Here is a 12,318-nt window from a genome sequence, read left to right as displayed (position 1 = left end):
ATCACGGCGAACGGACGATCAATAATGAAATCGCTTACCGTGTGAATCAGTTTTATTCAACATATTATTAATTAATTAAAATTGTTACATTATGACAAAAGAAAAATTTCAGGAGTTGACTCTAAGTGAGCAACTAGAAGCAAATGGTGGTGCATGGCACGGTGTATATCGTGATGGATTGGGCGATGTGTATTACATGGCAGATTCAGATGGATTCTACATCTTAAGCGAAGTTTACATCTGTTGATAAATGAGATCTGTACTTGTAGTGTTTTTATTAATGTTGATGCCTTACGGTGTTTATTCACAGGCATTAATAAAGAGTGGCACTTGCTATGAAGCACTAAGATGTATAGAAGGGTACAGCCAAAAAGACACAATAGATATACTTCAAACTTTCTTTAGATTATATGATTTTGAAAATTCTATCAATAATAGACTAAAAAAAGAACTTGAAGATAAATCCTTCTATTATGTCAAAGAGTATTTTAAGAAGAATAGCCAATATCGGTGTACGATTAAGTTCGAATCAACAGAAAGAAAAATACTGCTAAAAGCAGAGTGTAATGTTGAAAAATATGATAAAAGCTAGCTGATAAAGTGACCTGACAGACTAAGATATCATAGGTTGTTTTGTTTGATTTACACAAATAACACAAATTTAAACAATCAGTAATATCTAAAATATTGTCAGGTCGTTTTTTTTGTTCATGATAAAAAATGTCGATATTTCAAATCGTATAAAATTACATTAGCAAGGATGTTTCATGTTCATTATTGCTTGAATTTAATGATATTGATATTGTGCTAAAAAAACACAAAATGGGTGAATGTTTAATTGTATATAATGAAATATATCTTTTTAGCCTATTATGACTATTGACCAATTTTTCAAAAATATTTCAATAGTTGAGGCTGAGACAACTCCCGAAGCATTAATTTATAATGAAAAGATGCTTAATGCTATAACCCGTGCAACCGGACAAAGTTTTTATGTGATTGATTTTCATAAGAGAAACTTTGCATATGTTTCATCCAATCCATTGTTTCTATGTGGCCGTACTTCGGAAGAGGTTAAGGGAAAAGGATATTATTTCTACGAAGAAGTATTGCCAGAAGAAGATCTGAAAATGTTATTAGAAATAAACCAAAAAGGTTTTGATTTTTTTTTCGACTTACCCATAGACTCCCGAAATAGTTTTATTATATCCTACGATTTCAGACTCATACAACCAGATCTGCAACAATTAATGATTAACCAGAAAGTAACCCCAATATTACTGACAGAGTCAGGAGATATGTGGTTAGCTTTATGTATAGTAAATCTTTCTCCATATGAAGAACCTGGCAATGTTTTCATAAGGACAGATAACAACCTACATCACTTCCGTTACTCATTTGTAACAAAGCGCTGGTATGACGATGAGATAATCACACTGTCAGAACGCGAAAGACAAATATTACTGTTGTCGGCAGAAGGATATACAAATGATAAAATAGCCAATAAAATATTTATTGATATTAGCACAGTGAAATTTCATAAGCGAAAGTTATTCGAGAAAATCAAGGTTAAAAACATTACGGAAGCGATTATATTCGCTAATAATCACTGGCTATTATAAGCTTTATCCTTTTCTTATTTGGCTTAAAACGTATCTATCTCGGTTATTATTTTACACCAAACTTTAGGATAGTTTTATTGAGTATTGCAAAAACTATCCTTTCGGATAGTTTTTGTAACAAACCACCAATGTATATTTGTTAATATAATCCAAAAAAACACAATAATAATGAGCTGTAAAATATGTAAAATAAAACTAGATCGAGATTATTTATCGAAGGAGGTGGCTTATGTTCCGAGAAGTCTCATCAATTATAATGCTGGAAAACGTGGATTAGAGAAAATTGTTTGTACAGAAAAAACAGAAGCTGCTGCAATTAATATTTTAAATGCCTCCAAAAATAATCTTCATTCTTTTACAGACTACTGTTTTGAGCATAATAACCCTATACTCTATCATTTTGAAATGAAATTGAGAGCAAATGTCATAGTGAATGATACTTATTTTCGAATAAAAATAGCAAAAAAATCAAAGACTGGTAAATACAAAAATGGCATTGAAGCTTATATAGGACGCTATGTGAGCTTTTGGAGCCATCAAACGCCTACAAGTCTTTTGTTAAAAATAACCCGGTATTTTCAAATGCACTTATGTTACAGACCAGTTTATTTTTCATGGCAGTCATTGCTTCAGGAATGACTGTAAAGATACAGATATGTTTTTATTGTCTCTGTCACCCGGGGTAGTGTGTTTGACAAGCAGCGATAGTTGGCGTATAGTTTATCATGTTTTTGTCATTTTAGTAATAATTAAAAACATGAGATTATGGACAAATATGTTTCAACGCTGAAGAACAGTATTCTTCAGAACATCCAAGATGTAGAAAAAATGGAATGCAGTATGCTGCAAAAGTCAAAACTCATTATTCCCCAACTGGAAAAGGGATTTGAAGAATTGAAGTTTTTTATCACCAATTATCCTTTTAAGGATGATACAGAAGAGATTCTTTTTTTTAAAAATATAAAACCACATTTATTCAGTAAACTAACCTATTACAGCAAGGTTTACTGCATTGAAATGAAGATGCCTACCGGAAGTATCGACGACAAGAAAATGTATTTAAAAAGAACTCTGGACCAGATTAAATATTTTTTTGATATGAACCCAGACTTTTACGGGTATTACCGTTCGGGAAGCACTCATCTGGATCAGTTCTATTTTCTTCGGAAAAAGCCGGATATTGAACAAATTTTCGACTGCTTTTATATTGAAAAGGATACAAATTTTTCAACATACTATGATTCCAAAGTGACTGAGATTCTGGCAAATGAAATGTTAGCTGTATATATTAATTCTAAACTTTCAGAATTGGAGTCAGAATTGAACGGCTCCTTGCATGAACCTTTTGCTCCCAAAGTGAAAATTACATGGACAGGGAAGAAAACCGAACTTGTAGAGCAAATTTATGCTTGGATTGAAGCTGAATGTTTTAACAATGGGAATATAAGTATAAAAGATCTTGTTGAATACATCGAATTTGCATTCAACATAGATTTAGGAGATTATTATCATGCATTCATTGAAATGCGTGAACGGGTTGGCAGCCGTACAATCTTCCTCGACAAGCTGATTAAATTCCTGAATAAGAGAATGGACGATGCCGACAAAATCTAAAAAATGAACTATCTTTGTAGGCAAATGAATTCTTTGGAAGTATAGAGATACTTCCTCGAAAATATTTATAACATAACGTTCTTCTGAACGTCTCGCAACAAAAACTGGCACTTTTTGAATAACTATCGAGGCAACAGATGTAATGTTCATGCTATACACAAGTATAGTGTGGGCTTGTCTGTTTCGATAGTTGGGTATGCCAGTACCTTGTTGCGGAGCATGGCGAGTTCCACACTTCTTGTTTTTAACCATCCCTAATCCTTCCCATTTTTTCGGATTTTTGTTAATATCTTCTTTCAGAAATATTCTTCTTACAATCAATCGATTATGATGTCTTATTTAAAGTATTTTTCCCAACGTGGGAAAGATAAACCTTTTATCGTCAGAATTTTGCATCGAATTTATAAATTAAAATGATGGAAGTAAACGAAGAAAAATTTGACACAACCATGTGTTCTGTATTAGGAAGACTGGACGAGATTCTCTCGTGTGTAAAAGCACGAAATATCTTGAACGGAGAAAGGTTGTATGATAATCAGGATTTATGCCTTATGCTGAAACTAAGTAAGCGTAGCCTGCAACGCTATAGGAGTTTAGGGGCATTGAAGTATATTCAGATTGGACAAAAGACCTTGTATTACGAGTCCGATGTAAAAACGTTCATCAAAGAGCACTTGTCGAAAGATAATACCGGACGGGATGACTTTATGGGTTGATACCTGTATTGTAAATGAGTAAAAGCCTCTGCATTCTTTATGATGCAGAGGCTTTTCACTTCCCATAAATGGAGTAATGTTATAATTTAAACCGCCGGGACTGTTGTATGGGAACTTCCTCTTTAGGTAGTTCCGGCATTTCTTTTTTATCTTGCTTGTTTATTCCGGCTATTATCAATCTTTCTCCTGCCGAATCTATAATCTCTTTAATTGATTGAGGTTTGAAAGACCGGACATCATCCATAGGCTGTCTATAATTAGCCGCTTCCTCCTTACTGATTATCTCGCCACCAGTGGCATCCGGCTTAGTAGTGAGAGTCAATTGAATTCTTCGCTCCAATGCTGCCAGTTCTGTCTTCAGTTCTTTCAGTTCCGGTTCTTTCTTCCATGAAGAATTAACAACCTCTTTCAAAACAGGGATATCCGCTTCTATTTTCTTGTTTTTCTCCTGATACTGATCCAAAATAGACGGTATCTTATCTAAAGCATTTATGAAATTCTTGGAAGCAGTAACCGGATCAACGGCAAGATGCCCGTTGTTGTAATTGTACTTTACTCCACTATCTCCGACTACAAAGAAACGGTTATCATTGAAAAGGACTCCCTCCTTTTGGCTGGGTTCTGACTTAACGACAATCTTGAAGCCATATAATTCCCCGATATTAAAATATTCCGTATTGGTTCGGGCATTATCGGCTATATCGTTAAGTTTCTTCCCGATGACTTTCGGGTCTGTACTATCGAAATTATCCAATTTGATTGGATTAAGGTAATTTCCGTCCTTGTCTTTCTCTACCCGTGAAGAAAAAATTGACCAGTCCTGTGTCATGCGAGAAATAAACTCATTATTGCTGTCTAATTGGCGGGTACTATCTTCCAATTTGTAGATAGCAGAAGATTTACCTTTCTCGAACGAACGTCGTTCCGACTCCAACGCATTGATTTTCTTTTCCAATTTGGCTTTCTCCAACAAATCTGTATTGCCTGAAAGAATAGCAACGTACTCCGAGAAATTCATTCCACTCCCCTCATCCATACTCCCCTCATCTATCGTCCGGCTACCGAGCGTATTGGTTTTTAGTTGATTGATGAAAGTTTGCTTGTTCTGAAGTAAGTTGAATTTGTAAGAGTCCAATGATTTCTCAACAGCATAGATAATAATATCTACCTTATCTCCGGCAAATACTTTGGCGACTTCATTACCTTTACGAACAGCCCTGCCATCACGTTGAGCCAGATCCGATGGGCGCCACGGAATATCGCAATGATGAAGAGCAACCGCCCGTTTTTGTGCATTGACACCTGTACCAAGCATAGACGTCGAACCGAATAAAACACGTATCCGTCCCTCGTTCATAGCTTCAATCATCGCTTTTCGTGATTTTTCGGTCTTCGCCTCCTGAATAAACCGTATCTCATGGGCAGGGATACCGTGCTCTTCCACCAATTTGCGTTTTATTTCGCTGTACGGATTCCATTCATTGGGTTTGTATGTTCCCAAATCGCTGAAAACAAACTGTGTTCCTTTCTGTGCATCAAATTTATTATAGTATTCTGCTACCTTAGCGGCACAGTGTGATGCTTTGTTATCTACATGGTCATCATAAGCCGGACTAATCATACGCATATCCAATGCCATCTTTCGGGCATAATCGGTAGCGATAAGCATCTTGGCTTTCTCTTCGCTTTCGGAAAGCGGCTCTCTGCCCAAGATAGTGGCATCTCCTGTGTTGGCGAATTGCATAAGCTTTCCGATAAAGGCTTCCTGCTGTGGAGTTGGTGGAATATTATGAAGTATTTCATTCTTTTCGGGACGGTCGATACCGATGTCTTTGGCGGTGCGGAAGTCCGTTATCTCATTGTAAAAAGCTGCCAGTTCAGGGACTTTAATAAAGTATCTAAACCTTTCTTTGGCAACAATCTGATTCGTTACAGAAAACTCAAAGTCGGTTGTCTTCTTGGCAAAGATAGCTGCCCATGCATCGAAAGAACGGATTTCCTGCTTTTCCAATTCTTTCGGACGGAGGTATTTGAACAGCAAATAAAGCTCCGTCAGCGAATTGGAAATAGTTGTACCGGAAAGAAATGTTGCACAAAGGTCTTTATCTTTCCGCTCCTGCATGGTGCGGAGTGCGAAAAGCATATTCATTGCCCGCTGGCTTCCCTCGGGATTGCCTAATCCTGCAACTCTATCGTGACGGGTGGTAAACATCAGGTTCTTGAACTGATGACTCTCATCTACAAACAAATGGTCGATACCCATTAATTTATAATCTACGGTATCATCCGTCCGGTTCTTTATCTGTTCGGAAAGACTTTCGAGTTTTACTTCCAGATTGTTTTTCCTGACTTCCAATCCTCGGCGCATACGTTTGGATGCGGCTTTTCCAGTCTGGTTCTCAAGTATACGGAGATTCTCTTCCACACTATCCAGTTCAGTTTGGAATATCTCCTGTTGTATTTCCGGGGATTGAGGTATTTTCCCGAATTGGTCGTGAGTGAGGATTACACAATCCCAATCATTGTTCTTGATTTCATTGAAAATCTTTTGGCGGTTTTGAGGTGTAAAGTCTTCTTTACCCGGATAAAGGATTTTTGCATTGGGGTAAGCGGTTTTAAAGGTATGAGCTATTTCATGTACGTTTGCTTTCAGTCCGATAATCATCGGTTTGTTAGCCATGCCTAAACGCTTCATTTCATATGCTGATACGCACATAATAAGCGTTTTACCGCCACCCACTTCATGATCCGCAATGCCTCCGCCAAGCATTTTTTGCATCCAGATACAATCCCTCTGCGATTGGTATAAATCTGGAATACCTAAGCCTTTCAGGTTCAGATCAGGAAATGTTTGGTGCGATCCATCGTACTGCGGACGTACAAAACAGTTAAATTTCCGATTATATAAATCCGTCAGTTTATCCTTGTATTCCTTCGGTTGGTCGTCCAACCACTCCGAGAAACCGCCTCGTATCTCATCAATCTTACTGTTGGCAAGTTGTATGGCTTCCCCATCAGGAACTTTGGCTTTTTTCATTTCTCCGGTAGCCTTATCCAACACATCAACTGTTTTGGTAATGTTGGGAGTCGTGTTCAACAAGGCATTTTTCATCAAATGAATACCATTGAACAGCTGGGATTCACTTTTAACCCCGAACTTTTCGTAAATAATAAGATTCGAATGTTTAGCTGTTACGTTGAAGTCGTCCCGTGATGCATAGTAGTCTATCTGAACATCCGTATCAAACAGTTTAGAAGCATATTTTTCATACACATTCATAGGAACCCACCGTTCTCCAAAATTAAAATCCAATTCTTCGTACCGGATAGGTTGAGGTTTGGCATCATGTAAGGCCGCAAGCGATTTTTGAGACTGAATGTCATCAGGATGGTTGGCTAAATAGCGTTCAACCCGTTCTGCCTTTTCTACTACATTCCCGGCAATGAACTTATCACGTATCTCGAAATTCTGAATGATGGGATTGAAATAGATTCTCCCTTCAAGATCACGAATCAGCTCATCAGGTGTTTTGTTCTCTAACAGGGAAAGCATATAATCCATGCGGAATTCCCCGTGTTTATTTAAGGATGCTATCAAAGCTTCTTCCGAAGTGTTCATAGAAACAATCTCGTTAGGATTAAATGCTACCGGATGGTCAAAAATATCTGCCTTTTGAAGTTTACTGTTAACGCTCCGTTCGAGAGCAAGGATAGCGGTTGCTCCGGCATCCATTTTCAAGGTATTGATATTTCGCTTATCATTCAGATTACCGTATAAACGCACATAATCATCATAAAAATCGTTGAGTTTCTTACGTGAACCGGCATCTTCAACTAAATTCTTAGCTTCAAAATCATACAGTTCATTGTAGCTATCCCGTATCGCTATGTATTTTTCGAGTTTCCCTTTCTGTAACTGTGGAATATCCAAAGGATGGAATTCCGCACTATCCCGGTAACGTTTTTTTAGAACGCCGATTTGTCTGTTCTCCTCTATCACCAAAGTACCCTCTTTGTGATAATCTTTTAGTTCTCCCGAATAGGGACGAGGCTTCATATATTCTTCCCACTGCTTTTGTGCTTCCTCTTTCCTGGCATCGGAAACAGGATAGGTATTTTCCTTTGTAGGTTTTTCTTTTAGTGGAGTCGAAACCGCTTTGGGTTTTATCTGTTTGCTCTGTCGTTCATTGACGGGATTCCCGAATAAATCCTTCTGTATGGTTTGGGCTGTCGTTGTAGTTCTTTTTTGTCCCCGTTTGGGTTTTACCTGTGTTCGCTCTTCTTCGGAAAATCCCCAAAGGTCATACAACGATACAATCGGGGCGGATACATTCACTTCCAATGATTCTTCCCGTTTCGCTTTCTCTTCTTTTATTCCGTAATCTTCAGGAGTCGGTGGATGTTCTTGGGTGAATTTCTTATCCCGTTCATCAAAGTAGGCTCCCATTTCTCGAAGGTCTTCTTCTGTCGGGCTATTTGATTGTACTGTTTCGATTATATGCGGTTTGACGGAATTACTATGATATAGTTCTGTATTGAGATTTTGGGAGAAATCCGCTGTGAGCATTTTTTGTAAATCGGCAGCAATACCATTTGTTCCTCCATCATGCAGATAGACAAAAGAGGGCTTACCGTACATATCGGTATCTTCAACGACTTTGGTGTGGATTACTCTATCGAGCTTGTTGCCGGCAAAAAGGTTATTAATGGATTCTCCCTTTTCATTTTTGTGGGTGCCAACAAAATCCAGTTCCTTTTCCGATAGAATTTTCTTTACGGTATTCTTTTGCAGAATAATCAAATCACTGCCAACTTCTGTTCCGGCACTATCTATAAAGAGATTATTCGGTAGTCGGACAACTGAAACTAAATCAGCCTGACTCATCAAATGGGTTCTTACCGGAAGACCCTTGGGAGAGTTGGCAACTCCTTGTGAAGTAAGAAAGGCAACGATACCCCCTTCCCGTACCGAGTCCAGACCTTTGAGAAAGAAATAGTCATGTATATAGTTGGTGGAGTCCTGATAGACTTTCGATTGTTTTGTTCGATATTCGGAATCGAAGACTTTCATTTCTCCGAATGGGATATTAGAGGCTACCACATCAAAATAATTATTGTATCGCCCCTCGATACGTTCAAACCCTTCAACATTCACTTTGCTTTCAGGATGAAGGGATGAAAGTATTTTCCCGGTAAGCAAATCTTTTTCAAAACAGAGACTTTCTGCCTCATCTGCCAGCTTGAATTGGGAAGAGAAAGCGCCTATACCTGCCGATGGGTCAAGGAATCGGTCGATAATAATTCCTTTTTCCTCTAAAGCGTTGTTGATACTGCAGATAACTTCTTTTGGAGTATAGAAAGCGGAAAGGACCGAATTCTGAATACTCGACATGTACCCACGGTATTCACGTTCACTGTTTGTATTCTCCCGAATCACGCTGTGTAATTCCGATACAAGGGGAAAGAGTTCAATCTCCGATTTTGCCCATGAAGCGGTGTCGGCAAGAGTTGCTGCCGGATTAAGTACACATTTCAATCCTCCGAAACCGCTGTATTGCTGTAATACCTGCAATTCGGTTCCTGTTGCCTTGCGGTTTTCCCTGTCAAGGGTGAGGGCGATTCGGATTGCATCTATGTTGGCTCTCAAATGAGCCTTTTTATTATAGCTCATTTTCCTCCCTCCATAAATCAATGAATCCAATCAGTTCCGTATAAAGTGCAGTAAATTCGGGAGAGGCAGCAAATGAATCGCCCGTGGGATACCCGGAAAATACTTCTTCCGCCGGGACAAGTAATTCCATCGCAAGGCTGTCTATTCTTTCTGACGGAATAATGGTAAACTCATTTATAAGTACGTTTCGGATGGTATCGTATCGGGAAAATAATAACCCTTCGTAGAGAATGGAAGAAGCTATTTCTTCTGCCGATAGTTGGGTATATCCATCGGCAATGGCAGTAGCGTAACTTTCGGCTGCAAGCTCGGAGCGAAGGAGAATAAAATCTTTGTCGTTTGCTTTGTCGGGATGACTCTCTTTTAAGAATGAGAGCAAAAGAAGTCCATAGTAGGATAATTCCTGTTTATCTTTTTTCTTCATATATGACTTGAATTAATTTGTGGATAAAAATGAAAGAAAAGGGTAAAACGAAAACGGCATCCGGGTTATTCAAGCCCGAATGCCTTATCCACAGATTAACTCAAAGCCACCGTATAAACAGTTTTATGCTTCTCGTAGAATCTGTGGCAAAGATAGTTATTTTCCTCGTTTATAGCTGCCTTTCCTTTCGGGAAACTCATAAACGACCTTACACTCACTATTTAAGATAAGGTATGCATCGAAGCGTTTTCCGGCTTTACTGGTAAAGCCTTTGATAAGGCGGGTTTTCCCTTCGGAGAGTAGTTCGATGAAAATATCATCGGTCAGTTTCTTGCCTCCACAGTTACGGTACATCACAAAATCACAAGCCTCATCCGAACATTTACAAACAGAAGTAAGAAACCGGAGTCCCTGCTTGCCACACTTGGGGCAAGTATAAGAATTGGCAGAGAATGCCAATTCAAGATTCAATAACTCTTCAGTGATTTGATGTGCATAGACTTCAATACCTTTGGTGAAATTATTGGCATGTTGTTCTCCCCGTTCAATCTTCAGGAATGCATCCTCCCAATAGCCGGTCATTTCAACATCGGCAATGCGTTTGTCTTTGACTATATCATAGACGGAAAGCCCTTTGTCAGTCGGAACCAGTGACTTTTTCTCCCGGCGGATATAATCCCGTGAGAAAAGCGTTTCGATGATGGCGGCACGGGTTGCAGGCGTTCCGATTCCGCAAGTCTTCAGGGCAAACCGTTGTTCTTCGTTCTCCAAATCCTTTCCGCATGTTTCCATCGCTCCGAGCAAGGAACTCTCCGTGTGAAGCGGTTTGGGTTTGGTTTGCTTTTCCTGTAAGTCTATGGAAGATACGGGATAGATTTCGCCCTCGTTTATTTCGGGGAGTTCCGTCGCATCCTCTGCTTCTTCGTTTTTTTCATTCAGAACTTCACGCCAGCCTTTCCGTTTCATAACAGAGCCTTTGACTTCAAATAGTGTATCGTCGATTCCGAATGTTACGGTCGTTACATCTTTAACGCACGTAGAAGAAAAGGCTTCGAGCATTCGTCCAGCTACCATTTCATAGATGATGCGTTCATCCGCCGTTAAACCATCCGGCAACTTTTCCGTGATAAGCAAAGCATGGTGATCGGTTACTTTCGTATCGTCCACCGGGCGAATGTTGAGGTTCATATCTGATAGCTTTTCGGCATAAGAAGCAAACCGATTGTATCTTTTCAGCTTATCAATCAAACTGCCGACTTCAAGGAAAATATCGTCTGAAATATACCTGCTTCCGGTTCTTGGGTAGGTCAGATACTGTGACTCATATATTTTTTGAGCAAGGGATAAAGTTTTATCTGCCGAGAAACCATGTTTACTGTTGGCTTCCTTCTGCAATGTGGTCAGGTCATACAGAAGCGGCGGCTCCTGCCTTGTTTCCTTGCGTTCTACCTTTACGGCAGTAACCTTATCAGCATAGCGTACCTTATTATAGATGGCGGTTGCTTCCGTATGGTCGGAAAATTTATCTTTCCCCGCTGCCGTTACATTCTTTCCCTGAATGGAAGTGACAAGCTGCATCTGCCAGAAAGGTACGGGTTTGAAGTTTTTGTTTTCCAGATAGCGGCTGCATATCATTGCAAGTGTCGGTGTTTGAACTCTACCCAGGGAATAAACGCCATTGCCTGCGGCAACACTCAATGCTTGGGAGGCATTAATCCCGATTAACCAATCGGCTTGGCTTCGAGCTTCTGCCGCTGCATAAAGATTATCATATTCTGTGCCCGGCTTTAGTTTTATCAGGCCTTCCTTGATGGCTTTTTCGGTTAATGAGGAAATCCAAAGGCGTTCACAATAAACATCCGAAGCCAGATAATCGTAGATGTAACGATGGATAAGTTCTCCCTCCCTACCACTGTCGGTAGCTACGATAATCTTCTCGCATTGCTTGAACACCTGTTCGATGACTTTCAGTTGCTTCAGTGCAGACGGATCGTCTTTGTATCCTTTCTCCGCACGGACTTGTCGGGGAATGAGCATAAACTCATGGGGGACAATCGGGAGATGATCCCTTGAAAACCCTTTGGCACCATAGTGTTCGGGAAGTGCAAGTTGCACCAAATGTCCGAAAGCCCACGTTACCATATAGTTGTTACCTTCTAAGTAGCCATCTTTCTTTGTCTTTGCACCGACTACTTCGGCGATGCTTCTTGCCACAGACGGCTTCTCGGCAATAATTGCAATTTTAATATCGTTCATTTTAACTTTGAATTA

At 39.4% G+C, this 12,318-nt stretch carries 9 protein-coding genes; 6 read left to right on the top strand and 3 right to left on the bottom strand.

The genetic code is table 11. The features are described 5' to 3' along the window. The first annotated feature begins 91 nt into the window (after positions 1-91). The 6 genes from M2137_RS08925 to M2137_RS08900 all read left to right on the top strand — a co-directional run bounded on the left by M2137_RS08925 (position 92) and on the right by M2137_RS08900 (position 3,952). Positions 92-247, top strand: a complete 156-nt coding sequence (locus M2137_RS08925) for a hypothetical protein (RefSeq protein ID WP_280766097.1) — start codon at positions 92-94, stop codon at positions 245-247. Between the two features lie 3 nt (positions 248-250). Beyond that, positions 251-592: a hypothetical protein gene (locus tag M2137_RS08920; protein WP_280766096.1), complete on the top strand. Its 342-nt coding sequence runs from the start codon at positions 251-253 to the stop codon at positions 590-592. Between the two features lie 280 nt (positions 593-872). Continuing rightward, a complete protein-coding gene (locus M2137_RS08915; RefSeq protein WP_280766095.1) occupies positions 873-1,622 on the top strand; it encodes a helix-turn-helix transcriptional regulator in 750 nt (249 codons plus the stop codon). Positions 1,623-1,790: 168 nt separating this feature from the next. After that, positions 1,791-2,261 carry a hypothetical protein gene (locus M2137_RS08910; RefSeq protein ID WP_280766094.1) on the top strand — a complete coding sequence of 157 codons (471 nt, stop codon included), beginning with the start codon at positions 1,791-1,793 and terminating at the stop codon, positions 2,259-2,261. Positions 2,262-2,387: 126 nt separating this feature from the next. Next, positions 2,388-3,236 carry an RteC domain-containing protein gene (locus M2137_RS08905; protein WP_280766093.1) on the top strand — a complete coding sequence of 283 codons (849 nt, stop codon included), beginning with the start codon at positions 2,388-2,390 and terminating at the stop codon, positions 3,234-3,236. A gap of 413 nt (positions 3,237-3,649) precedes the next feature. Further along, positions 3,650-3,952: a helix-turn-helix domain-containing protein gene (locus M2137_RS08900; RefSeq protein ID WP_280766092.1), complete on the top strand. Its 303-nt coding sequence runs from the start codon at positions 3,650-3,652 to the stop codon at positions 3,950-3,952. A gap of 79 nt (positions 3,953-4,031) precedes the next feature. Here M2137_RS08900 and M2137_RS08895 read toward each other — a convergent pair whose 3' ends face one another. From M2137_RS08895 to M2137_RS08885, 3 genes are all read right to left on the bottom strand, one after another. Then, complete coding sequence (locus M2137_RS08895) at positions 4,032-9,623, bottom strand: helicase-related protein (protein WP_280766091.1); 5,592 nt, start codon at positions 9,621-9,623, stop codon at positions 4,032-4,034. Continuing rightward, entirely contained in the window at positions 9,613-10,047 is a 435-nt protein-coding gene (locus M2137_RS08890; protein ID WP_280766090.1) for a DUF1896 family protein, read from the bottom strand. The genes M2137_RS08895 and M2137_RS08890 overlap by 11 nt, the downstream gene beginning before the upstream one ends. 156 nt (positions 10,048-10,203) lie before the next feature. Next, entirely contained in the window at positions 10,204-12,303 is a 2,100-nt protein-coding gene (locus M2137_RS08885) for a type IA DNA topoisomerase (protein WP_280766089.1), read from the bottom strand. Positions 12,304-12,318 lie beyond the last annotated feature (15 nt).

The organism is Parabacteroides sp. PFB2-10, assembly GCF_029893085.1.
Classification (GTDB): Bacteria; Bacteroidota; Bacteroidia; order Bacteroidales; family Tannerellaceae; genus QVMG01.
This window is presented reverse-complemented; position numbering and strand designations above follow the sequence as displayed.